Below are 24,847 nucleotides of genomic sequence, written 5' to 3'. Positions count from 1 at the left end.
CGCGCCACTACTCCCCGGTGAGCAATTGTCCGTCGTCCGGTGCACTGGAGGCCGATGTTCGTCGGCGATCCGCCAGCACCCAACTACCGTCGTACAACTGCAGCGGGAAACTCTCGATCCTGTTCTGGCGTCGTTCGACGTAGCCTTCGGAGGTGCTCGCGCCAACTTTGGCTTCGCGCACCATCCCTAGAAGGTCACAGACTGCACGGGCCAATTCCGCCAATGGAAACGGTTTGAACAGGATATGGCTGACGCCCAGTTGCCGGGCCCGCTCACAGACTTCAGCGGTTTGGTGCCCGGTAATCAGCACAAAATGACACTTCCTGTTCTGGCGGACGGCATCGAGCACCTCAAACCCTTCCATATCCGGCAAGCGGTAATCGAACACCATCACATCGGGTGCAAAACGTTCGGCTTCGCCGATTGCCCTGGCACCGTCGTGAGCTATCCGGACTTCCAGCGCTTGCGCCTGAAGGTAAACCTTGAGGTTTTCAGCAAGAAGCTGTTCGTCTTCGACAACCAGTACTTTGTTTAACAAGGTCGACTCCTTGAGCGCGCAAGTCCGAGTACCGAACCTGGCAGAGTGCGTGCCTTACGAGGACTAACGCACACTTCATGCCAGGCCGAGCAACGGTATTTTTATCGTTTCATGTCATTGAATTTTATGACAATGCTATCTTGCCCCAATCCTCCTCCCCCCAAAGACGGGGAAGCGTTCGGATTGGCGTTGAAGCTTTTCCCCACTGTTGGGGGGGAAGGTTTATTCATCATTCTGCTCGATGCGATTACGGGATCGCAATTGCACCAGAACATCTCGACGAGCCTGCGCCTTTTGCTGCCGGGTAAGGTATGCCCGAACGGCTTCAAGCCCCTCTAGTTCTGTGACATCGACCGCCGCCTGATGGTTCTGTACGTAGATCAAATGCCAACCGACCGGTGTGCGTACCGGCTGACTGACTTGCCCAGGTTTCAAAGCAAACGCCGCCGCTTCGAACTCAGGCATCATGCGTCCGCGCGCAAAGTAGCCCAAAGCTCCGCCTGCACTGGCCGAATCATCCTCGGAGCCGGTACGGGCGACGCTGGCGAAGTCTGCGCCATGGGCGATTTGTACGCGCATATCCTCTAAGCGTAGTCGCCCACTTTCAATTGTGGCGGCATCGGCGTTTTGAGGGACTTTGATCAGGATGTGCCGTGCCTGGACTTGCTCGGGCATGCCCATCTCGGCGCGATGCATTTCAAAGAATGCCCTGACCTGTTTTTCGTCCGGCTCAGCCACTTGCGTCAGGTCGGCGAAGACTTGTTGCGCGGCCAGTTCGCGGCGGGTGTACTCGGTGAAGCTCGCCTCATCGAAACCTCCATCGAGCAGCCGGCGGGCAAACACTTCGCTACCACCCATGGCCTGGCGGGTCTGCTCGACCTGGCGTTGCACCGTGGCGTCGCTGATCAGCACCCCGCGCTTGAGCGCCTCCTGCCAGAGCAACTCCTTATTGATCAAAGCGTCCAGGGCAGCCTGGCGCAGTTGCTTATAAGCCTTGGGATTGCGAATGCTGCCCACAGCCCGACCCTGGTCTTGCAGGTATTCGACGAAATAACGCTCCAGACGGAATTCGGAAATCTCCTCGCCGTTGACCCGTGCGACAGCCGGTCCGTTATTGCTGAAGGCCACGGGCACCCAAAGCATCAGCAGCAGGAGTGGAATCTTGAGCGTCATGGTCGAGGCCTCCGGTCAGGGTGTGGCGGTAATGGGTTTGTAGGGGGCCACCAGGTAAAAGCGCTGGTCTGGCAAGTCCACCGTGACGATATGCGCGCCGCTCAGGCCCAGACGCCGGCCAGGGCCAAAGCTGATTGGCGGGGTCAGCCCGGTGTCGAAGTCGTGCAGGCCTTCGAGGGCGCTGATCAGCTTCTCGCGGCTGGCGTCGCGCCCAACCTGCTTCATGCTTTCACTGAACAGCAGCATCGAGCTAAACGCGCTGACCTGCAGCACCGCATGTTCGCCGCCCAAGCCTTGATGTTCGCGCAGTCTGGTAAGCGCCATGCGCCCTGCCTGCGTCCAGTCGCTGGGTATGAACGGATACGCGAGGAACACTCGCCGCGAAAACTCGCGGGGCAGCCGCCACAAATCCCCCGCCACCTGATTCGACGCAGCGAACAAGTACGGTAGCTGCCCCGCCCCCTGTAAGCGCTCGGCCATGCCGCTGAAACCGTCACTGCTGCCCAGGTAAAACACCAAGCGCGAATCCGGTGGCAATGCGCTCTGGGCCGAGTTATAGGCGTGTAACCGCACGTCTTGCCATGCGTGATCCTGTAAATATTGACCGAGGCTTTGCGCTGCCGATTGCTGATCGGGGTCATCGGTGTAGGCGATCAGCGTCGGCCCCTGAAGCACCTGTAAGCTGTCAGTGGCATAGTCGGCCAAGGCGATCAGTTGCTCGCGCAAACCTGGCAACGGTTCAAATATCTGCCGACTGCTCGGGGTGGCGCCCAGCCGCGACAGTGTCCCGATCAATGGAACCCCGGCGCGCTCCAGACGCACGGCTAATTCCGCATCCAGTGCCGGTGCCAGTGGCGCGATCAGGGCGAACACTTGTTCCTGTTCAATCAATCGGTCAAGGGCCTGCACAGCACTGATGCGATCCGGGCCTGGGTCGAGGATTGTCAGGCGCAAAAACCGGCCGTGAATCCCTCCCGCCTCGTTGATATGTGCCACGCTGCCCTGGAGTATCGCCGCCACCGTCGCACCCTCCTCGCTCAATGGTCCGTGACTCGGCAACAACGTGCCTAGGTGCAGACTGTCGCTGCCCAGGCCCGGATCGCGGTCATCGGCGAGACGCTTGAGGTAGGCGCCGAGATTGCGTTGATCATTCATCGACAGCACGAATCGAGGCATAGCCGGGTCCAGCCGATTGTTGCCGGGGTCGCGTCCTTCCTGGACCGCACGGGCCAGGCCGCCGTCAGTGTAGGCCGGGTAATCGCGGCCATTAATCTGCCGCTGACCGTAAACGTTGCTGAGCCGCGACCAGCTCAGGTCTGGCGGGCGTACTCCACCCTCCACTCGCCCCTGGCCATCGGCACCATGGCAGTTGGCGCACGGCAGGCTGCTGGCGGGGAGGACTATGTCCGCCGCACCAACCCGCGCCATGACAGGCTCGCCGCTGACCGATAAACCTTCACGGTACAACCGTTTGCCGGCACTTTCGCTGGGAGTCAGTGGCAGCGCGCTGGCGCTCAGGCTGATGCTGGCGAGGAGGACCAGGAAGGCAATTTTCATGACCCGGACTCAGCGACCGACCACGGGCATTGTCAGCAATTGCAAACGCTGGGCAATGGCAGCGGCCGGGGCATCGGGGCGAATCTTGCTCCAGCGTTTGTTGGCCACGTCACCGACGATCAGTTGCGTGGAATGTTGCTCGGGGGTCGGTACGATCTGACCGATACGGCCCAACACCAAGTCCATTTGTGCCTTGTCGCCGGTGAGAAAATACCAGTGGGGACCATCGACCCCTTGCTTCAAGGTATAGGCCTTGAGTACTGCCGGAGTGTCCCGAAGCGGATCACTGGTCAGGGAAATAAAGGTAATGCCATCGGCCTTATCGCCCAATACCTCGCGGACCTCCTTGAGCTTGCGGGTGATCAGCGGGCACGCATCGTTGCAACTGGTAAATATCACATTCAGCAGTACCACCCGGTTTTGCAGCACGTCGCTGTAGAACCGCAGGGTATTGCCGTTCTGGTCCTGCAACGGCGTGTCGGTGAACCAGGTTTGCCCATCGTAAGTACCGCCGGCAGGTTGTACGGCAGGAGCCAGGGGAGTGGACGAATGCCCCTCGTGGGCCAACGTCATCGAACTCGACAGGCAAAAGCTGAGCGTCAGGGTGATCCAGTCGAACCGTTTCATGGCTGATTCTCCATGGCGATCGCCGAGTGTTTGACGTGGATATTGCGTTGGCTGCTGAGATGCTCCACTTCACGGGTCAGCACCGTCGGGTCGGTGAAACCGTAGTAACGGGTCCAGTGGCGACTGTTTCCGTCACCGACCATGATCAGCGGCGCATGGTTTTTGAAGTCGCCGCTGAAGGTGCCCAGGCCTTTGAGGGTTTCGCTCACCGATTGCGTGGAGCCGGTGAGCCAGCTCCAGCCCGGACCCTCCTGGAAACCGCGGGCATAGTCATTCAGGCGTTGGGGGTCATCGCGCTGGGGGTCAATGCTGATTGACACCAGTTGCACCTCGTTCCCGGCCCGGGCGCCGAGTTGTTTTTGCACCTTGCCCATGATCGAGGACACTACCGGGCACACCGTAGTGCAATGGGTGTAGATGAAACTCATGACCACGATTTTGTTGGTCACCAGGTCCTTTTCCAGCCGCACCGGTTTGCCGTTCTGGTCCAGCAGCTCCACGTCGGCGAATTTCACCTCAGCACTTTCCTGAGTATTGGCCGGTGGCGTGCTGTGCCCTGCATGTTCATCCGCCGAGTGTGCGAGGGCCTGGCCGATGCCAGTGGCCAACAGGCCAATCGTCAGCAGGGCACGGTGTGCAAATCGTTTCATGTGGATTTCCTCTTCAAAAAGTCTCGCCGGGCAATACCCGAACGCTGGCAAAGGTCTTGTCATCGAAACTCGCGCCCAGGGATGCGGCGCGCACATGCAGGTACCACGCACCACTCTGGGCGAGGGTCACCGGCACTTCGTAAATGCCGTCGCCGACGTCCAGTGCCGCCACCTCTTGCGCCCTTGAAGTCGGTGCGCGGAAGTAGCGCACGTGTACGTCTTTGACCCCGCTGCGTGGCGCTTTTGGAGTGCCCTGGACGATGCGAAAGCGCACGACATAAGGACTGCCGAGCACCGCCGTGGAGTGGTCGAGCATGAATTCCACCTTGGGTGCGCCGGACGCCTGATTGAGGGTTTTGTCCGGTTCCACCTGGGCGGTGAAGCAATGAATAATGTTCGGTTGATTGAGCAGGAATGCCACGTCGAAACGCCCGGCAGCTGGCAGTTTGATCCGTGTGCTGTACAACCCCGGTTCGACTTCGCGCAGACTGCGGTCGATGACCATTGCCGCCCGGGCCATTTGCCCGCGATTGGGGTAACCGGACATAGGCGCGTTCATGCCTTCGGCGTAGAAGTAGGTGGTATTGTCCGCCGGGTTGACCACGAACACCGCGTTGTCGTCCCGCGACACCGCCATGCTGGAGGCCAACGGCAAATCACCGGCTAGCCGAGGCGCCTGAGGCCCTGCCTCGAAACCCTGGCTGATCGGCGTGCGACCTTCGCCAAGAGACGCCAGGTTGATCATCGTCACCTTGGCGGAGGCCAGGCCGCGCACGTAGGCGTAAGCCTTGGTGAACACCACTTGGTAGGGCTCGGCGGAAACATCGATGACATGAATCAGTGAATCGGTAGCGGCGTCGATCACCTCGGCACGGTTCTCCAGGGTGTTAAGCACCATGCCGAAACGCCCATCCGCACTGAAACCCATCGGGCCAAGCCCCCGGCTCATCTTGATCACCCGCCGTACCGCCAGGCTGGCGGTATCGATCACGGTCACAGTGCCGTCGTTGCCGTCGGCGACATACACCGCCTCGGACAGCGCCGAATAAGCCACTGACAAAGGGTGCGTGCCGGTCTTGAGTTGCCGGCTGATGGTCAGGCTGGCGATGTCGATGATGCTCAGGGTGCCGTCGTCACGGTTGGTGACGAAGGCGTAACGGCTGTCCTTGCTGAAAGCGATTTCGTGGTGGCCGTTGCCTGTTGCGAGGTGCTTGAGAATTTTGAGGCTATGGCTATCTATCACCGTGACGCCGGACTCCTGCGATGTGTTTGCATTGTTGCCGATCCACAGCAAACGCTCATCCGGTTGCAGCGCTAACCGCGTCGGCTGGCTGCCGGCGGTGACCGAATCAATCAGTTTGAATTGTTCACTGTCGAGCACCGCCACTTCCCCTGCGGTCGGCATCGAGAGGAACACTCGTTTGTTGTCCCGGGTGGTGACCCAATCCACAGCGGGCTGCTTGAGATCGACCCGTGCCATTGTGCTGGTGATCCCGCCGACAGACACCGAAGGGTCGACCACCGAGACGCTGGCATCACGGTTCATCACCAGCAGGAAATAGCTGTTCATATCGAGCATGGGCCGCGCCCCGATACTCGACTTGAGGAACACCCCGACCCGGGACTTGCAGCTCTTCTCACGGCCCTGGGCCTGGTCAGCAGCGACAGTTTCCGGGTCCAGCCAGGCGCCGGGATTCACCCCCGACAGCGGCTGGCCCGAGTGGCTGTCGCGGACCCGGAACTGCACGTCCGCGAAACTGCCTTCGCGCAGCACACCGTCCTCGGCCAGCGGCTGAACCTTGAAGTCCACCCACACACCGTCACGCGCCAGCGTCTGGCCGCTGCGGGCATTCGCCAGCGCAACCTCAGCGGGCAGCGTGGACGGCGCCGTGCGCCAGATGCCCAGCCAGACCAGTGCCATGCCGACAACCAGCACACACCCGGCCACATTGGTGCTCTTGTTCATGATGCTTCCCCCTTCCAGTGTCTGCCGTGGCTCAAGGTGCCGGAGCCGGTTCAGGTTCGTTGGTCACCCGCAGTAAACCCCAGAGCCCTGCGGTGTTGCCGTAGGCGGCATAGTCACGGAACAGGTAATCGCCCGGTATCGCATTGCTGCCCCCGGCGCTTGGGTGCATGAAGCTGAAATGTGCCGCTGGCAGAATGCTTTCGTGAGCGCCGATGTACATCGACATCGGGTTGTAGCCGAACCGCACCGAGCCCACTCCCGGCGAGCTCATTGGGTAACCACCGGGATCGCTTTTCTCCGACTGGAACGGGTTGACAGACCAGACGTGGCCATCGAGCTGGAAGGTCGACCCACGGCTGCCACCGGTGGGCATCAGGATATGAGTGCGGAACGGTTGCCCCGGTTTTACATACAACACCGGTGTCTGTGGATCGCCGCCAACCAAGGCATTGCTGTAGGCCATGTGTGCGTTTGGCACGTCGCCGTAACCATGGCCATCGGCGTGGCCGAACGGCGCATCCGGTGGCAGGCCGAAGCGGTACCACATCGGTTCGGTTTTATAGTTGATTGCCATGCTCGAGTTGTCCTGCGGGTCGGTCGGTACACCGGCCTCCGAGGCAATCCCTTCCACTGGGCGACCATTGGCCCAGCGCATGTTCAGCGCCTTCTGCCAGACCATCGCAAAGTCACGGTAGGTGGTTTGCCCCGGGGCGGTAACCGTCGCTGACACTTTGCGTTTGTCGTCAACCCAGGTGGCGCCGATCGGCAGGATGCTCATCGCCCCGCCCAGGCCTTTTTGCGGCTGCTTGATGACATCCGCCGGCGTGAAATTCAACCCGCCGAACTCCACCGCCGTGGCGTTGATGTTGTCGACGCTGCGGCCCAGTTGCGAGATCGGTTTGCCTTCGCGCTCCAGGTGTCCGGCGTAGTACTGATAGGACCGGGTCGGGTAAGCCCCGGTGCTACCGACACGCGGTGGCACCGTCTGGATCGGGTTGGTGCCAACGTTGGTCCCGTCGGATTTGGTGATGTCGTACGTCAGCAGTTGGGCATGCAGGCCGACATGGCTGGACGGCCGCATCAGGTTATTGCTGAAGGTGGTCGAGCCTTCGCCACCGTTGCGGTCACGCTTGACCATGCCCATTACCGAGGCTGTCTGGGTCAGGTCCGGCATCACCAGGGGCAACCGGTTCTCCAGGGTGATGTTGATACAGTCACCAGCCGCTGCCCGCAGTACCAGCGGTTCCACAGGCACGCCGGGCTTGAGCTTGCCGGTGATCGGATCGAGGTCGGCCTTGCGCACATAGAGGATCGCTGTCGGGTCATGCAGCGGCCCGCTCTGCCCGCCGATGGTGAAGGTCGTCCCGTCCTCGGGGTCGTTCACCGTGACTTGCGCAATACTCACAGCCCGTGAGTTGTACACCAGGGTGCCGCCTGCCGGATTCAAAGGCCCGCCGACGTGTTGCCCCAGCCCTGCCGGATCGGCCATGGACAGGTTCAGCGGGTTGCCGAGAATGTCGTTGGCCAGTGCCGCGACCACTTCGTAGTTACGCTGAGGGGTCGGCCGGGTGCCGATGCCATTGGGGTTGGCGCCGATCCTTGGGCAGGTGCCGACGAACGCCACAGTGTTGCGCATGCCGGCCGGTTTCGGGTTGTTCGGCAGCGCAAACAGGTCGTTGCGCTGGGCGGTGTAGTTGCGCATCACCCCCCAGATTCCGCTCCAGTAGCCTTCCAGTGAAGCGTCCATCGAGTACAGGTAGTCACCCGTGGCTGCAGCCGAACTGGAGAGCATCGAGACCGGCGCAAGAAAGCCCATCTGCTCGGAGATCCCGATCATCTGCGACGAACGCCAGCCGGAGTTGGAGCTGTTGCCGAAGCCGGAACCGCTTTGCAGCCACTTCACGCCGTGCAGGGTCACATTGTGCTCTTCCTCGTGGCCACCGGCATGCACCCGCAGCCGCACGTTGTCACCCGTGTAGGTACGCAGCATCGGGGTGAACGGGTCACCCGGTTCAGACCCGCCCCGATTGATGTGTGGCGGGAACAGCGTCGTACCGCCGGTAGGACCTCTCGCGGCTGTAACCAGGTTCGGCGCCATGTTCATCGCCGGAATCGCACGATCGGTGCGGCTTTGCATGGCATACGCCAGATCGCCACCGAGACCATCAGCCTGCATGCCACGCTTACCGTCCGGGCCTACCTTGTTTGGGTCGTACACCCGCAGGGCAAGCGGTTCGTTGCGGTAATTGACCACGAACATGCCAGGGTCATCCACCGAGATGGCTTGCGGGCACGGCCGGCTTGGACAGCCGGGCGTCAATCCGCCACGCACTTCGACCACTTGTTCAAGCAGGGCCTCGGCTTCCTTGCGCACTGGAGGGTTGATCGCGTAGCGGAAGCTGTCTGCTGTGGCCGGGAAGGCTTGTGGGTCAGGGACTCCATTCGGGCCAGCGCCGACATATACACCGGCTTCATAGGCATGCTGGAAGTCGCTGTACTCAAGGAAGAACTCACGGAAGCTGTCGTTCTTGCCGTCACCGTCCAGGTCACCGGTGGACACCACCGCTTGCCACGACGTCGGCCCGCCGTCCTGCCGCGCGCCGCTATACAACGGCTCGCCGGTTTCGGCGTGGAACCAGGTCGAACCAGCCGGTTCCGCCAGCACCGTGGCGTACAGACCAATTTGCTGGTGAGTCGATGGGCCTAAGTGATCGTGAGTGAAAATGGTCCCCAACCCACGGTCGACGCCTTTGGTGTTCACGACCGGGTCCACAAACCAGCGCTGCATCGCCGTGCGGGCGCCCATCCAGTCAGAGCGGCCATATTGACCGAAGAACGGGTGTGCCTTGGCTTTCGGGCAAGCCGGCGTGCCATCACGCGGGTCTGTGCCTTCGCACTGGTTGAACTCGCGAATCGCGTGGACACGTTCTTGCACGGCACCGGGGGAAAGCACGCCGTCTTCGTAGTTCCAACCGTTGGCCGAACCATCGGCAGCAGTCAGGTCCCATTTCGGCAGGTGAATGTGCTGGCCGATTACGTCAGTGGGCGTGCGCACCTGATAGTCGTCCATTTCATAGGTGGCCGGAATCAGGTTGGTTTGCTGGTATTGCACGCAGTCAAATGTATTCATGCGCATAACCAGAGGCTCTGGCGGGCGTTGCTTGGTGATCACCGGCCAGGCGTCCTCCCACAGGGCAAGGATGCGCGCTTGAGGGAAGTGATAGCCGACCTTGTTGTACACTGCGTCGAACTGGATATTGGCGGCTTTGTAGATGCGCGGACGGTCTGCGGTAAAGGTCGAGAAACCCGTGACGGATATGCCGTCGACCCGCTCGCCGCTGTTGAACTCACCTGTGCCGGCGCTGGCGGTCAGGCGTTTTTGCCGATCGTCCATGCATGGTTCGTAGTACGGCGCCCCCGCGATCGGCAGTGCACCGTTGGTACGGAAGTTACGCGCCACCACTTGATTACCGGGTAGCACAGCGAAGCTTGGGTGGTCTTTTTTGGCGTGGAACGCCATCGCCGCCTGTTCGACCTCGGTGCCCTCCTCCGGCATGTAAATCGGTTTGGCCCGGGTTACTTCCTTGGAGAAATCCAGCGACGTGGTGATGGTGTGCGCCGTACCACCGGAAGAGAAACCGTCCAGGGTATGGCGTCCCAAACCGCCATCCCAGCCACCGGACTGAGCCGGATCGAGATTGGCCCACAGCGCCTTGCCGCTGCCTTTCAGGGCTTGGGCTTTAGCGGCGTCAAGCATGTCCAGCGGTGGCGTTGTCGGACGCTGGCCGACTGAACTTTCCATGCCGCCGATCCAGAACGGATAACCCGGGTTTTTCAGGCTGCCGTCAGGATTGCGGTTGGCTTCGCTGCGATCCACCAGCGCCAGGGAGCCGATGGCTTGGGTACCGCTGTGATGCTCCTCATCATCCCCGGCCACAAGGGTTGCGCCAATTTTCGGCACCACTGCGACCTTGCCTGGCATCGGTGCCATGGCTTTGCCCGGTAATGGCACGACCGCTGGAATCGGCGTCCCGGCGATGATCTCGCCATCCGGCAGGGCACGTGCGCCCGCAGCCGGTTTACCATTGCGCAAGGCATACGGCTCGCGGTGGAAGCCATCGGCGCCCTGCTGGGAAACCTCGAGTTTGGTGCCTTCCTCGAACACATCGTGGATCCGCCACATGCTCCACATGCCCTGGGCAAAGTGCGGGTAGAAGTGGCAGTGATAAATGGCATCGCCTGCCACGCGGTTGCGGTTGCCCGAGCCACCGTTGGCGATTTCGTAGGTGTAGCCAGCGCCCGGGCCAATGCCTTGGGCGTCCACGTAGTCGGAGTTATCGTCGTTGGGGTTGAACAACCACTGGTGCCCGTGCAAGTGGAAAATGTGCTGTTCATGGCCGTTATGGGTATTGCGGAATTTAACGAAGTCGCCGATGTAGCTGTGATTGACGTTGGACGGCTCGGACGGATACAACGCCATGGTCGCCTTGACCCCGACCTGATCGGCGCGCGGCGTTTCACCGGGGCGAATATTTTCCAGGCCTACGTTGGCCGGTACATCCACTAGCATCGCCACATCGCCGACGACGTGGGAGCTGAGGAAGAACTCTTCATAGGCGCAGGACAGGCAATCGTGCATTGGGCCCACGCCCAAGCGGTTGGCGACCACCTCGGCGCCCATGCCGCCGGAGCCATAGTTGATCATGAACGAATCGCGGGTCGGCTCCAGCACGTGGGCCATCACCGGGTCGGCCCAGTAGGCCGGGAACGCTTGAGTGGCGGCAGTTTCATCCTGGAACTGCGAGGCGAAATCGCGGAACGGTTCCAGCCTGTTCGGTATGGCGGGGTTGCGTTTGCCGATGGCTTCCAGCGGATAGGTCGACGGCGGAAAGCTGCCGTCAGCATTGCTGCCCATCACAATCGCATCGCTCTCGCTGGAAATGATTTCATTGCCGTCGACCATGCTGATGATCGGCGTGCCAGCTTTGCCTTCGCGTATCCACGGCTCGCGCTGCGGATAGCGCGTCTGGTAGTCGACAATCGGTTGACCGGCCGGAGTGCGACCGCTGCTGGCCAGGCGCATCTCTTCTTCAGTCACGGTATTGCGATAGCTGCGCCCGCCTTTTGGCACCACCACCACTTCGCCGAACAGACCATTGGCCACGTTGCCTGCGTCGCCCTCACCGCCGAAAGTCGCGCCGCGGCTGCTGGCGGCAAATGCGCCTTCGCGCTCGGCGTACAACGTGTAGGAACTCGTGGCGCCGGGCGCGACCAGGGTGTTGGCGTTGCGCCCGCTGTAGGACGCAATGTCGTCGATGCTGTTGACTGCCTGCATACCGTTGACCTGGAAGCCGACATAGCGGTCGGAGACTTGCTCATCGACCTTGAAGTTGCCGGCGTTACCGATCTCTACTGAGCCCTCAATCTCACCCACTCCGCCGCTTTCGTGGCTGGCGGGATTGGCCGAGTAGGCCAGCAGGTTTTGCAGGTTCACCGTCAGGCATTCACCTGCGGCAACGCGCAACACCAAGGGCCGCGGACGCTTGTCGGGGCGCAGCGATACGTTGCCAGGCACCGCCGAACCTCCCTGGGCCAGTGACCGCTCATGATCGTCGACCACATCGCGACGCAGAGCGAACATCATGCCGTTGGCGTTCTGCGCACCGAGGCGGTTGAACATCAGGGGCTGATCGAGTGCCACGACGTTGGCCACAAGGTTGCGCTCACAACGTACGGCCGCTTCGGCCAACTCAATGCCCAGCATCGATACCACCAACAGCGACAACTGAAACAAGGACGGGAAGTGAAGTATGCCGGTCATGATTACTGGCCTCGCTGTAGGTATTCACAAGAACAATTCTCGATAAATCCTGTGGAGCAATCCGCATGCCATAAATAATTTGTTGTTTTATCAGTATGTTAGAACGTTCTATTTGATAAACCGGGGGAAGTCCCCCACCCATTCCCCACATTCCGTGCGCCCTGGGTTCCCCCACATTTGGGCCAACCTGCCCCGCGACGGTGGTTCACAGCGGCGCATCGATGGCCAGGCCTTGCAAACGTCGGTATTGGCGCAAAACGCTGGGCACATAACGTTGGGTTTCGGCGAACGGCGGGATCACTCCACCACGGCTGAGCACCGCTTGCGGGCCGGCGTTATAGGCCGCTACGGCGAGGCTGATATCGTTATCGAACAAGGTCATCAGGCGCTTCAGATAGCGGGCGCCGCCCTGGATATTGGCCTTGGGGTCGTAGACGTCGGTCACCCCCAGCTCCCGGGCGGTGTCGGGCATCAGTTGCATCAGCCCACCGGCACCCTTGGCCGACGTTGCGTCAGCGTTGTAGTGGGACTCGGTCTGAATCAACGCGTGCAGCAGCGCCTCCGGCAACTGGTTGGCCGTGGCGGCCGCCGAAACCAGCTCAGCATAAGGCTGGCGGGCAATCATCTGGGGTTGCTGATCCATGCTCATCTGGACGGATTCGGGCTCGTGAATCACCCGTTCATAGTGCCGTCCGGGGCGGTGGACATTGGACAGAACATAACTGCCCTTGGCATCCATGGAAACGAAGACATCGGCCTGGGCGACGCCGGTCAGCAGCAGCGTGCCGAGCAGTCCTGCGGTGAGTGCTTTCATGTTTCGTACCTCCCCTGCCCGGCCCCCAAAAAACGGGGCTTATGCCCCAATGGCCGGTAGTCAAACAGCCATACGCAAGCACTGTGCCGTCGGCGCAAAGGGCTGTATTACAAGGGGTGCATCGGGTTCTTCGAGCTTGGGCGCGGCAATTGCATAAGCCCTCATAGCGACCCTGCTGTCGACTGGATGAGGTCATCATGAATCAGCGTCCGTGTTCCGCCCCGCGCACTCAAAGCGGGTTCACCTTGCTCGAACTGTTGGTGGTGTTGGTGGTGCTGGGGTTGTTGGCCGGCATCGTCGCGCCGAAGTATTTCGCCCAGTTGGGCCGCTCGGAAGTGAAGGTCGCCAAGGCGCAGATCGAAGGCCTGGGCAAGGCGCTGGATCTGTATCGACTGGAGGTCGGCCACTACCCGTCTACCGAGCAGGGATTACAGGCGCTGGTCACCGCACCAAGCGACGAAACCCGCTGGACCGGCCCCTATTTGCAGAAGAAGTTGCCCCAGGATCCCTGGGGCCGCAACTACGCCTACCGCTATCCCGGGGAAAACAGCGAGTACGACCTGCTGTCGATGGGCAAAGACGGGCAACCCGGTGGCGACGGCGAAAACGCTGAAGTCACCAACTGGCAATGAGCGGAGCGACCCTAATGCGCTTTCATCTCAAAGCAGTCGGCAAGGCCAGCGTGGTCTCGATGACGGTCGAGGCCCCCGGCCACAGCGAAGCCCGACGCATCGTCGAAGACCAGGGCCTGCGCGTGATCAGCCTGCAGGCAGAAAGGCACTGGAGAGTGTTGCGCCTGCGACAGCGCGAGACATTCAACCTGGTGTTGTTCAGCCAGGAACTGACCACCTTGCTCAACGCCGGATTGCCGTTGATCGATGCGCTGGAAAGCCTGGCGGAAAAAGAAACCGCGCCCCAGGCCCGCAAAACCCTAAGCGAACTGGTGCGCCTGCTGTATGAGGGCAAGTCGTTCTCCCAAGCATTGGGCCAGTTGTCGGAGGTGTTTGCGCCGCTGTACGTGGCGCTGGTGCAATCGAGTGAAAAGACCGGCGGCGTGGGCGAGGCCTTGGGTCGCTACGTCAGCTATCGCCAGCGCATGGACGAAGTGCGGCAGAAAATCGTCAGCGCCTCGATCTACCCAATGCTGTTGCTGATTGTCGGCAGTGGCGTGGTGCTGTTCTTGATGGGCTATGTGGTGCCGCGCTTCAGCCTGGTGTTCGAAGGCCTCGGCTCGAACCTGCCATGGTTATCACAGATCCTGATGAGCAGCGGCATGTTTCTGCACGCGCATCAGGTTGAGTTTTTCGGCGCATTGGCGGCGACCGTCACCGCCCTTGCCGCCTTGCAGCGTCAACCTGCCTTTCGCCGGAGCGTGGATCGGGTAATCGAAAAACTCCCGGCGGTGCATCAACGGATCTTTATGTATGAACTGGCGCGCTTCTATCGCTCCCTGGGGATTCTGCTGCAAGGTGGCATCCCTCTCGTCACAGCCATGGGGATGGTTCGGGGCCTGCTCACCGTCGCTTCGCGGACACGCCTGGACCAGGCCTGTGAACGGGTGCGCGAGGGACAATCGTTGTCGGTCGCGCTGGAGCGCAATCATCTGGTGACGCCCGTCTCCCTGCGGCTGCTGCGCGCTGGCGAGCAGTCCGGCAACCTCGGGCAAATGATGGAGCGCAGCGCCGACTTCTACGACGAAGAAATCAGCCGCTGGATCGAGTGGTTTGTACGGCTGTTCGAACCGCTGCTGATGACCTTCATCGGCCTGTTGATCGGGGTCATCGTAATCCTGATGTACATCCCGATATTCGAACTGGCCTCAAGCATTCATTGATACCTGGCAATCGCAGTGGCTGCCGATGAAACTGATTCAGTGCCGTTTCTCTTCAGGTCAGCGTGTACCGCTGCTCGTGCAGGCTGGTGATGCCGCGCCGTTGCCCATGCTCGTCCCGTTCATCTACGTTCAACTCAAGCTCAGGCAACGCGCTTTCAACACGGCTGCGTCGCACCTGTGGGCAATCCAGGCTTTCTACTCCTATGCCAAAAGCCGAGATCTGGATATCGATGAAGCAATCTTGGCCTGCAACTTTGCAGCAAAGGGTTCTTTTCGAGGTCTGGCTGCTGGTTGGCGAAGATCAGCATCTTAATGCCGGTGATGCAGGCGTATATTGATAGTGTCGATCCAGGTAGTTGAGGCGATAAAAGATCGCCAATGGTGGGACAAGCGAAAGTGCTGGGGGCGCTAGCGAATAACCCAAAACGTTTGGAGGTGTCACATGAGGCAGTATCAACGACTCTTTCTGATCGCAGGTCCAACCATGCGTCACTCGCCGGCGATGGAGCGGGCAATCGCACTGGCCGATGCTACAGGAGCAGCGCTGCATATCGCGGTGTTTATCGAAGACTTCGACCTTATGCGGTTAATGAGCAACAGTGAACAACTTCGTGAGAGTTGCCGGCAGGAGAACCTGCAGTGGTTGAAGGATGAGGCCGAACTCATGCGCAGGAAGGGCATCAATGTGACCACCGAAGTTGCATTGACCCGTGACCCGCTGCAAGAGATCCTTGGGCATGTGGCTGAAATGCAGCCGGACCTGATTATCAAGGACGTACATCATGAATCAGCGCTCAAACGCGTATTCGTCACGCCTTTGGATTGGCAGTTGTTGCGCAAATGTCCGACCCCCATACATCTGGTCAGCAAAGTCAGGTGTCCGCTTCCTCGGGTGATTGTGGCAGCGGTTGACCCATCGCATCCAGAGGGTCAGATCAGCGGAATCAACGACAGCGTCATTCAGGCGGCGAACGAATTGGCGACGCAATGTGATGCTGAATTGCACATGCTGTATGCCTATGAACTGACACACACACATTTCTCTGATGCAGGTGCTGGCGCCGTGACGATGCCAGGCTTCAGCAACGACGTGCGCCGGTCACTCGAAAAGTGCTTCATTGCCTTGGCTGGACGCCACGGCGTGCCACCTGAGCGACAACACTTCATTGCAGGACCGCCAACCAAAGCGATGGCCGACTTTGCCACTCATACTCGAGCGGATGTCTTCGTAATGGGAAATACCCATCACAAAGGGGTGGACAAGCTGGTTGGCAGTACCACGGAGCATGTTCTGTATCAGGTGCCTTGCAGCGTTTTGGCCATCAAGGGAGATGCGGATCACTGAAGAAAAAAAACCGCCACTATCGCTGCCGGCTGTTGGTGCTGATGTGGTTTTGACCTCAGCTGAAAACTGTCTTTCCCAAGCAAGGTGTAACTGCCAAATAGCTACGGGGAAACTCTCAGCATCTATATGTGCGGACGCTAGGCATTAGAGGCCGCAGGGAGTACTCGTTTGAGGATGTCGGCCAGTGTTACAACGCCCAGCAAGCGATCCGCGCTCACGACTAAAGCAAGCTGAGTGCTCGATTTACGCATGCGCGCAAGCGCTTCATAGACGGGGGTTTTCGCGTCAAGCACAAAAGCTTCTCGTGCAAGCTCATGCGCAAACCGAGTCTCTGGCTCAAGCAAGGTGTCGCGTACGTGAACCACCGAGGGTTGTATGCCCTCGGTTCCCAGCACGAGAATGCGCAGGTGCCCAGACTGGATGGCCGCAGTACGGACATCCGCCACCGTCGCATCCCGCGTAACGTGAACCAGCGCCTCCCGTTCGATTAGCAGAGCTTCGACGGGTAGCGTGCCCAGGTCGATCAGGCCTGAAATCTGCTGCTGCATCTGCGGCTGTAGCGTGCCGACCTTCGCCGAATGCTCAACGAGTTGCCTTATGGTCTCAATATCCTGACCACCAACTGCGGCGCTTTCAACTGGCTCAACACCTGAGGCTTTTACGAGACGGTTGGCGATTCGATTCACCCAGCGCAACAGCGGACGTAGCGGCCAGGTATAGATGCGCGAGACGATGCCAATTGCCAGAGCGGATCTTTCCGGGTGTGCAATGGCCCAGGACTTGGGCGCCATCTCACCAACAACCAGGTGTAAGAATGTCACCAGGAAAAGCGCGAAGCCGAAAGCTGCGCCACCAGCAGCCCACTCAGGCAAGCCCCACGCGATGAACACTGGGCCAAGCCATAAGTCGACCGCAGGTTTCGTCACCGCACCTAGGGCAAAAGTACACAGCGTGATACCCAACTGAGCACCGGCAAGCATCAACGTCAAATCATTCATGCCGCGCAGCGCAGCACGAGCAGACGGACTGTTGACGGCCAGCTCTTCAAGGCGGTGCCGGCGAGCGCCGAGCAACGCGAACTCGATGACAACAAACAAGCCACTCAGCGCGATGAGCGCGACTGTTGCTATCGTGACTATCAGCGGATCATTCATTGGCCTTCCTCCGCCATAGACACTTTGACCAGCCGTACGCGAACTTCAGTCGGAACATGTCGTTCAATACGCAGGACATCAACTTCGAGTCGATATCTCACCGGCTCGTCGGAGACCAGTTCGGCAGCATCGATAGGTAGATCAACGGTGACTGTGTCGCCTTCTCCAGGCAGTGCGCCAAGCTCAGCGATCAGCATACCTGCCACCGTCTCAACATCAACGCGCGGCAGGTCGTGACCAATAATGCGCCTGACCTCGTCGAGGTGAACGTCGCCTTCCATTGTCCAGATGTTTTCCCCTTCAGACACGATGGCATCGCCGACTTCGGCATCATGCTCATCGGTAATGTCACCGACGATTTCCATGGCGAGATCTTCAATCGTGAGCACCCCAGCGAAACCACCATACTCGTCGATAACACAAGCTAACTGATCGGTTGTTTGAACCAACTGATCAAGAGCATCTGGCAGCAGCATCAGCGTCGGCAGCACCTTGGCAGGTCTCATCAGCGATGCAACGGTCTCATTACTGCTTCCCGTGGAGAGACGTGCAAGCACGTCGGCGAGATGTACAACGCCCACAGGGGCATCATCGTCATCAATCACCGGGTATCGGGTGTGGGCACGCGCCATCAGCCCTCGCAGCTCTTCGAGCGTCGTATCTGGCTCAACCCAGTCAACTTGTGATCTGGGCACCATAGCGTGCTCGACATTGCGTTGCGGGAAGTCGAGGATGCGATCCATCATGAGTGAAAGCTCACGTGGTAGGTCGCCACTGTCGCGCGAGTCAGCGATTATGTGCGGCAGATCGGTAGCCGAGGCGCTCACGTCGAGATCATGAATCGGCTCGATACGCAGTAATTTCAGGAGAAGGTTGGCAGATTTGTCGAAGAAACTGATTAGCCAGCCGAAGGCCGACATATAAAAGAGCGTGGAGCGGGCAAGCCCAAGCGACAGGGGCTCAGGGTTCGCAATGGCAAGATTTTTCGGATAAAGCTCACCCACGATCATTTGGATAATCGTAGCCGCAACTAGGGCTAGACCTGTACCGACGGCCACCCTAGCTTCAACCGGAATACCGGTTCCTGCGAGCAGAACACCTAAAGACTCACCTACCAAGGGCTCCGCGACATAACCAACAAGTAAGCCTGTGACGGTAATGCCAAGCTGGGCACCCGACAGCATAAAGCTTGTGCGGTTCGTGACGGCTAATGCGCGCTTTGCCGACGTATCACCGGCAGCAGCCAATGCTGAGAGCCTGGTACGGTCAACCGCCATGTAGGCAAATTCTTGCGCAACAAAATAGCCATTCACTGCGATGATCGCCAGGATGACCAGGATGCCAAGAGTGAGGGTAAGGATAGTTTCGATCATTTGGCGGCACGACCAAATTCAGAATCTGGACAGCGGCTGTGTGTTGCGGGGCTGGGGTCCACGAAGGAGTCCATGCAGATAAGGAATCGAGAGCATACGGGCGTTTGCTCCGTGTCGTCTAGCTAGAGAACCTTTTCCGTTTGTGAATGCCGACTCCAATCGACCTATGGCCTAGGAAATGGAAAAGCGCAGCTGGCTGCCACCAGCACAATCGCATTCATATCACGCAAACATCGTCATGTAATTGAACTGTGACCCGCCACTCGAAGTCGGGCTTCAGCGCATTGAAACTATATGCGGCGCCGTTGCCCTGCCCGTCGAAAAGCGCCGCCACGCGCCCGGTATAGTAAGCAGCCAAATCCCGCATTGCCCCATACATCCAGGGTGAGGAATCCACGGTCATGGCTACCGTTCCATACTGCGGGAAATGCGGGCATTTATCTTTGGCAATACCTGAGGTCCCCGTAAGCGTCCGGGGAAGTCACCTACCCGATCCCAGCGATGACTGGATGTGTAAGGCAACGTCGTTTAGCAGACTTTTGGGTAGGTATTCACCTCCCTAGCCCGCAAAAATTATATTCGCTAGCTATTAAATCACTGTCGATTTCTCGGTGGAGACGTCGATGTAGTCAGCTTACGATAGCGCGATCTGTACCTGTCTTCTCTCACCGGGTACCACTGAATGACGCCACTAAGTACGGTTTTCCGCAACCTTCACCAGGATAATTTGTTGGTACTCGCCAACGTGAGCGATGCTGGCAGCGCACGTATTGTCGAGAGCGTAGGGAGTAAGGCAGTCGCGACCAGCAGCGCCGCCGTTGCTTGGGCGCATGGATACCAAGATGGCAATCACCTTCCCCTAAAATTGCTGACTACTACAGTTGACTCAATGGTTCGAGTGCTTGCAGTTCCCCTCACGGTCGATGTCGAAGGGGGCTATTCCGACGACCTTGAGTCGGTTGCTAAAGTTATTGACTGCGTAGTTAGGGCGGGAGCCGTTGGAATCAACATTGAGGACGGAGCAGGCAGCACCGATCTGATTTTGCGAAAAATCGAAGTGGCAAAGAAGGTAGCAAGCAAGCTTGGAATCGACCTGTTCGTGAACGTACGAACTGACGTTTATCTGAGATGTTTGGTAGAACCAGCGCGACAATTGGCAGAGCCCCTCTCCCGTGCATCGCTGTTCGAGCAAGCAGGTGCAGACGGCATTTTTGCAGCCGGAATGGTTGAGGAAAACGACATTGCCACGCTGTGCAAGGCAACGCGATTACCCGTAAACCTGCTTTCTTGGAACGGCCAACCAGACATAGACGAATTGACGAGTCTAGGAGTCAAACGGCTAAGCGCAGGTTCCAGCATTGCTGAGTTCTTATATGGCGCGAGCAACGCAATCGCCAAGAGCTTTTTGCGAACGGGAAAGCTTTTTGAGCACCCATTGGACGCATATACCTACAGCAGTCTGAATAGACTCATGGCAACAAGACAACTAAGCCAAGCGTAATCATTCACGTATTAATCTGTGATTCGTCTGGAAATTGCCGCTGTTTCCCGCATATAGAAAGCGATTTTCACGCCCAATCTAGGATGAGGCTACGGTCTATGAGATCTTACAACAATGCTCTTCCGCCCAGGAGCGAGATGGTAAGTGCAATGCTATGCAGCGACACTGCCTATGAGGGCGTTTTTTTTACTGCTGTCAAAACTACAGGTATTTTTTGCCGCCCTACGTGTGGTGCACGTAAGCCAAAGCCTGAAAATGTAGAGTTTTTTTCGCAGGCCGACGAAGCGATGGCAGCAGGTTATCGGCCTTGCTTACGATGCAAGCCATTGGATCTCGCAGCTTCCGCTCCAGATTGGGTCAAGGGGCTGCTAGCCTCTGTATCTGCATCACCTGAAGCTCGCTGGAGTGATGCTGACCTAACTACGCGTGGTATCGATCCGTTACGATTACGCAGGTGGTTCAAACAAAATTTTGGCATGACTTTTCATGCATGGATGCGTTCTAGAAGACTCGGTGTCGCCCTAGGCCGCATTTCTTCGGGCGAAACGCTGGATAACACGGCATTTGACCTAGGATACGAGTCATTGAGTGGCTTTAGAGATGCTTTCAAAAAAACATTTCAAATTCCCCCTGGTAAGGCAGCTGAAACGTCGCTCCTGCTTTATCGCCATCTGACCACACCGCTGGGCCCAATGATTGCCATGGCAGAGGAGCGAGGTTTGGTACTCCTCGAATTTCTTGACCGCCCGGCCCTAACCGCTGAATTAAATGAACTGCGCGGGCGTCATGGGTATTCAATTGCGCCTGGAGAGCATCCCCACATCAAGCAGATCGAAGTGCAACTAAAACTTTACTTTGATGGAAAGCTAAAAAGGTTTTCAGTACAGCTCCATATGCCAGGCACTTCTTTTGACAGAGTTGTGTGGGCAGAGCTTCTAAAAATCGACTATGGAACCATTTCAACCTACGGTGCCATCGCTAGGGGCATCGGGAAGCCAGGTGCAAGCCAAGCAGTAGGGAATGCAAATGGACACAATCGCTTGTCCATTGTCGTCCCCTGTCATCGTGTCATAGCGACAAATGGTGCACTCGCCGGATATGGCGGAGGACAGCCCCGGAAAGAGTTTTTACTGCGTTTGGAGAAAACTGTTTTGCAGATGACTCAACAGAACGAATTCCTGTTGAATTAGCTGCTAATCAGAATGTACGCAGACACAACGGCTCCTAAGAGCGTCTTCCTGGGTGGCATTTACACCGGGATGTTCACGCCGACGGAAGCCGCTGCCGTTGCCGCCGTGTATTCGGCGTTCATAGCCTTGTTCGTCTACAAGGATCTGACGTTTCGCGAGACACCTTTGTCATTGATCAGCGCACGGTCTCTTTTCAGCGAATCATCTAGCGATGGGGCAGTGGAGCACCCGGAAAGGATGACTGAAGCGTAGAGAGGAACGTAGCAACTGAAGACCTTGAACATTGCTGCATCCACCCTTCCGTGGCTAGAATCCTGAGCATAGTTGAAGTTTTCGACACGCGTTCTGCAGTGGTAAGACCCACCCCAAATCACCCCTTCGATCCTGCTAACGATCTATATCTACGGCTATCTCAACCGCATCAAGGCCGGCGCAGCGAACTTCGCCTACGGGCATCGAAGGACTCTATAGATCTCAGAAATCACCTGCATCGTTGCGTTTTCAATCGTTCCTTCATTACGGCATAAAAACCAGCCGTGATCTGCAATCGCTCGCTCGAACGCCTGGGTACAAGCAACATGTTCTTCCAGCTTATGGATCACAGTACTGCTCAGCCCACGCTGTCGTGCCGCTGCCCTCGCCCATGAAATATCAGGGGCGGTGACAACCCCGACATGCAGGTCTGGCACTCGCACGTTTCGATCAATATTTAGCTGTAGAATCTCTGCAAACGGGATTATCCGGCGAAACGCGGCATCAGACGGGTACCAGCGATCGATCAAGATGATGCTGCCAGGTGGCTGCTTGGCCAGCACGTGCTGGGAAATCCAGGTACGGCTATCAGCAAAGCGCTCACAAACCCCCAACTCCAAATCCCGGCTGGGATTTCTGACGAGCTTGTTAACGAGGGCCATTGTTTCACCCCTATAGGGATCGCTTTTTTTCTCGCAAAGTCGGATCACCTTTTTGTTGTCTGCCCTCAGTACTTTCGTAACGGCCTCCAACAGTGTGGTTTTGCCGGTTCCCTTGGGCCCATCTAGAGAAATAAACAGCGGACGATTCATTCTTCAAATACCGATTGATGATTGTCAGCTCAGCACGTGGGATCGCTGCTGCATTGGATGCAAAGTGAAGGTTGGAGTGAGGCTGAAATGGGTACGGACAAACACCTATCGCTTGCCCGCACCTCGGATCGGTTTACACCAGATCAGTGCCTTCACGTTTTGCCTTGCGCATGTCTCGGTACAAGCTGACGCACAAGGTGATCATCACGGCCGCCGCAATGACGGGCCAGATCAATACATACAGGGTTAACGCAAAACCGGACATGGGGAAACTCCTTTGTTTTCAGTGGCGCCATTGGCGCCGTAGTGGAAGGCCACGACACGTTCGTTGATGCAATCAAAGTCGAAATCTTCGTTGGACATCAAGCTCACCACTACACAAACCACGGTGCTGACGCCGTAGGCAGTGAGTGAGCTGAGCAATACCGTGTAATCACGCAAAAAGCCGAACGCAAACGGCGCCAGAATCAAAAAAGCGAGCCCGCCAAACGTAAACCCGACCTTGCGGCCGAAGAAGCCGAAGGCCATCAAGCCAATCACCACCCCACCACCGATTGATGCAAACAACTCGAAGAACAGTGCCACTGCGCCTTGCAACTCAAGCAGTTCGAAGCGCGCGACGATAAACATCAGAAAACCTGCGACGGCCGCACTGGTAAAGGCGGCATTGGTGATTCGCCCCCAGTACAGACTGGCTATTACCGGAAATACGATAGCGCCCCATAACGCGCCCACGAAGATAAGCATGGTCAGGATGTCCAGCTTGAGGCTGGCGAATACCACGGCGAGCATCGTCGCAACGACCATGGTCAAACGCCCGACGAACAACATGGTTTTGGGGTTTGGCTTACCTTTGGCCAGGTTCTTGCCATATACATCAGTCATCACCAGTGCGGACAGCGCCGATAAATCCGAATCGGCGGTCGACGACAGCGAACCGATTACCATGATGAAAAACAGCCCGATTGCAAACGGCGGCAGGTACGTCGAGGCCATTTGCGGGATCAGGTTATTCAAATCGCCATCCACCGGTTGCACACCGGCCAGCAAGGCCAGGAAACCCAGCATGCCCAGGCCAATCACAATCGATGCATAACCAATGGTGGCCGTGATAAAGGTCGACTTCATCAAGTCCTCACGCACCGCAAACAATCGCTGGGCAATCGTTTGGTTACCAATGGCGTAAGCCAATACCGCAACAAAATACGGTGCGCCCTGCTCCAGAATGGCGGTTTTCGAATAGAAGCTGGCTTGCTCCGCGGAAATGTTCGGCATGCCTTGGGCGAAAAGTTCCGGACCGCCAAGCTGGAAGAAAATAATGGGAATAATCACCACGGCGGCGAAGATCATAGCGATCAGCTGGCCGAAGTCCGTCAGGACTGAAGAGCGAAAGCCTGACCAGATGGTGTAACTCAAAATCCCGAAACCGGCGATCAACACCCCCTGAATAAAGCTCAGCGGGGACAACACGGCAACCAACGCACCAGCAGCGGTAAAGTTGACCATCAAACTGATTATGCTGCCGACGATATTCGAGCCTGCCAGAATCATCTGGCTGGAACGCCCGTGGCGGGCGTGCATGATCTCTGCCAGGGTGTGGGCCTTGGGCGCCAGTGCGCGAAAGCGCCGGCCAAAGGGGTAGATAAACAAAATCATCAACGCCCCCCAAAAGCCGTAATGCAGCGCGCCAGAGATGCCGAACTTGTAGCCGGCGGTGGCTGCCGCGTAGAACGAAGCGGCCCAGATCCAGGTAGCGGTCATGCTGGCAGCCGCCATGCCAAAACCAATAGAGTTATTGGAAACCATATAGCCGTCGACGTTTTCATCCTTGCGACCCACGCGCAACGACACTAAAAAGGTCAAGCCATAGAAACAGAACAGAAGCAGCAAGACGGTGGGGGTGGAAAGTTGGAACATTCCTTTCTCCTTTATGCGCGCCACAGTCATCACAGACGTAATGAAAGACCGAAATCGGCAGGCGCAAAACAACCCGGGGTTCCTGACAGGCAGGTGGCATCGGACAGCGGTCCGCTGGGTTGTCATCGTGAAGGCTGGCAAGAGACGGAACGCAAAGAGCGTTCCAGGTCTAAGGCAAAGCGTGCGCTAGCACGTTGAACCGGTGCTTGCAGCAATGGCCGGCGGCAATGGCCGGAAGATAAGTCCTGCATCAGAGCCTCAGGACCCTGACACGAACGGACGCGCATTATATAGACTTTGAGCGAGCGTTGCTGAAGGGCACA

At 58.2% G+C, this 24,847-nt stretch carries 20 protein-coding genes and 1 pseudogene; 7 read left to right on the top strand and 14 right to left on the bottom strand.

What is annotated here, in order from left to right; all coding sequences use genetic code 11:
• Positions 1-7: 7 nt before the first annotated feature.
• From ACZRKZ_RS05960 to ACZRKZ_RS05925, 8 genes are all read right to left on the bottom strand, one after another.
• Entirely contained in the window at positions 8-538 is a 531-nt protein-coding gene (locus ACZRKZ_RS05960) for a response regulator (RefSeq protein WP_463981026.1), read from the bottom strand.
• Positions 539-760: 222 nt separating this feature from the next.
• Positions 761-1,711: a peptidylprolyl isomerase gene (locus ACZRKZ_RS05955; RefSeq protein ID WP_463981025.1), complete on the bottom strand. Its 951-nt coding sequence runs from the start codon at positions 1,709-1,711 to the stop codon at positions 761-763.
• A 15-nt stretch (positions 1,712-1,726) separates the two neighbouring features.
• Positions 1,727-3,268, bottom strand: coding sequence for a cytochrome c/ABC transporter substrate-binding protein (locus ACZRKZ_RS05950; protein ID WP_463981024.1), 1,542 nt, complete (start codon positions 3,266-3,268; stop codon positions 1,727-1,729).
• Positions 3,269-3,277: 9 nt separating this feature from the next.
• Positions 3,278-3,895 carry an SCO family protein gene (locus tag ACZRKZ_RS05945; RefSeq protein WP_463981023.1) on the bottom strand — a complete coding sequence of 206 codons (618 nt, stop codon included), beginning with the start codon at positions 3,893-3,895 and terminating at the stop codon, positions 3,278-3,280.
• On the bottom strand, positions 3,892-4,545 hold the full coding sequence (locus tag ACZRKZ_RS05940; RefSeq protein ID WP_463981022.1) for an SCO family protein: 654 nt from the start codon (positions 4,543-4,545) through the stop codon (positions 3,892-3,894). Before ACZRKZ_RS05940 ends, ACZRKZ_RS05945 begins: the two co-directional genes overlap by 4 nt.
• A 13-nt stretch (positions 4,546-4,558) precedes the next feature.
• Positions 4,559-6,511 (bottom strand): YncE family protein, encoded by a 1,953-nt coding sequence (locus ACZRKZ_RS05935; RefSeq protein ID WP_463981021.1) that lies wholly within the window; start codon positions 6,509-6,511, stop codon positions 4,559-4,561.
• 31 nt (positions 6,512-6,542) lie between these two features.
• Positions 6,543-12,332, bottom strand: a complete 5,790-nt coding sequence (mnxG, locus tag ACZRKZ_RS05930) for a manganese-oxidizing multicopper oxidase MnxG (protein WP_463981020.1) — start codon at positions 12,330-12,332, stop codon at positions 6,543-6,545.
• A 205-nt stretch (positions 12,333-12,537) separates the two neighbouring features.
• Positions 12,538-13,146, bottom strand: coding sequence for a lytic transglycosylase domain-containing protein (locus tag ACZRKZ_RS05925; RefSeq protein ID WP_463981019.1), 609 nt, complete (start codon positions 13,144-13,146; stop codon positions 12,538-12,540).
• Between the two features lie 197 nt (positions 13,147-13,343).
• Between ACZRKZ_RS05925 and gspG the strand changes: the two genes are divergently transcribed.
• The 4 genes from gspG (at position 13,344) to ACZRKZ_RS05905 (ending at position 16,325) form a co-directional block, all read left to right on the top strand.
• On the top strand, positions 13,344-13,778 hold the full coding sequence (gene gspG, locus ACZRKZ_RS05920) for a type II secretion system major pseudopilin GspG (RefSeq protein ID WP_057436533.1): 435 nt from the start codon (positions 13,344-13,346) through the stop codon (positions 13,776-13,778).
• A 14-nt stretch (positions 13,779-13,792) separates the two neighbouring features.
• On the top strand, positions 13,793-14,980 hold the full coding sequence (locus tag ACZRKZ_RS05915) for a type II secretion system F family protein (RefSeq protein WP_463981018.1): 1,188 nt from the start codon (positions 13,793-13,795) through the stop codon (positions 14,978-14,980).
• A gap of 25 nt (positions 14,981-15,005) precedes the next feature.
• On the top strand, positions 15,006-15,293 hold the full coding sequence (locus ACZRKZ_RS05910; protein WP_463981017.1) for a hypothetical protein: 288 nt from the start codon (positions 15,006-15,008) through the stop codon (positions 15,291-15,293).
• A 129-nt stretch (positions 15,294-15,422) separates the two neighbouring features.
• On the top strand, positions 15,423-16,325 hold the full coding sequence (locus ACZRKZ_RS05905) for a universal stress protein (RefSeq protein ID WP_463981016.1): 903 nt from the start codon (positions 15,423-15,425) through the stop codon (positions 16,323-16,325).
• 137 nt (positions 16,326-16,462) lie between these two features.
• On the opposite strand, the gene ACZRKZ_RS05900 is transcribed toward ACZRKZ_RS05905, so the two are convergent.
• The 3 genes from ACZRKZ_RS05900 to ACZRKZ_RS05890 form a co-directional block, all read right to left on the bottom strand.
• A complete protein-coding gene (locus ACZRKZ_RS05900; protein ID WP_463970086.1) occupies positions 16,463-17,479 on the bottom strand; it encodes a CNNM domain-containing protein in 1,017 nt (338 codons plus the stop codon).
• Positions 17,476-18,852: a hemolysin family protein gene (locus ACZRKZ_RS05895; RefSeq protein WP_463981015.1), complete on the bottom strand. Its 1,377-nt coding sequence runs from the start codon at positions 18,850-18,852 to the stop codon at positions 17,476-17,478. The genes ACZRKZ_RS05900 and ACZRKZ_RS05895 overlap by 4 nt, the downstream gene beginning before the upstream one ends.
• Positions 18,853-19,069: 217 nt before the next feature.
• Positions 19,070-19,255, bottom strand: coding sequence for a hypothetical protein (locus ACZRKZ_RS05890; protein ID WP_463981014.1), 186 nt, complete (start codon positions 19,253-19,255; stop codon positions 19,070-19,072).
• A gap of 279 nt (positions 19,256-19,534) precedes the next feature.
• Between ACZRKZ_RS05890 and ACZRKZ_RS05885 the strand changes: the two genes are divergently transcribed.
• The 3 genes and pseudogenes from ACZRKZ_RS05885 to ACZRKZ_RS05875 all read left to right on the top strand — a co-directional run.
• Positions 19,535-20,353: an isocitrate lyase/PEP mutase family protein gene (locus ACZRKZ_RS05885; RefSeq protein WP_463981013.1), complete on the top strand. Its 819-nt coding sequence runs from the start codon at positions 19,535-19,537 to the stop codon at positions 20,351-20,353.
• 98 nt (positions 20,354-20,451) lie between these two features.
• On the top strand, positions 20,452-21,543 hold the full coding sequence (locus ACZRKZ_RS05880) for a bifunctional transcriptional activator/DNA repair enzyme AdaA (RefSeq protein ID WP_463981012.1): 1,092 nt from the start codon (positions 20,452-20,454) through the stop codon (positions 21,541-21,543).
• 42 nt (positions 21,544-21,585) lie between these two features.
• Positions 21,586-21,735, top strand: a pseudogene (locus ACZRKZ_RS05875) (TRAP transporter large permease subunit); the annotation flags it as partial.
• A gap of 254 nt (positions 21,736-21,989) precedes the next feature.
• On the opposite strand, the gene ACZRKZ_RS05870 reads toward ACZRKZ_RS05875, so the two are convergent.
• From ACZRKZ_RS05870 to ACZRKZ_RS05860, 3 genes are all read right to left on the bottom strand, one after another.
• Positions 21,990-22,607 (bottom strand): dTMP kinase, encoded by a 618-nt coding sequence (locus ACZRKZ_RS05870; protein ID WP_463981011.1) that lies wholly within the window; start codon positions 22,605-22,607, stop codon positions 21,990-21,992.
• Positions 22,608-22,740: 133 nt separating this feature from the next.
• Entirely contained in the window at positions 22,741-22,872 is a 132-nt protein-coding gene (locus ACZRKZ_RS05865) for a putative transporter small subunit (RefSeq protein ID WP_218575104.1), read from the bottom strand.
• Positions 22,854-24,524, bottom strand: coding sequence for a sodium:solute symporter family protein (locus ACZRKZ_RS05860; RefSeq protein WP_463981010.1), 1,671 nt, complete (start codon positions 24,522-24,524; stop codon positions 22,854-22,856). The genes ACZRKZ_RS05865 and ACZRKZ_RS05860 overlap by 19 nt, the downstream gene beginning before the upstream one ends.
• Positions 24,525-24,847 lie beyond the last annotated feature (323 nt).

It is taken from the genome of Pseudomonas sp. c313 (assembly GCF_055407145.1).
This window is presented reverse-complemented; position numbering and strand designations above follow the sequence as displayed.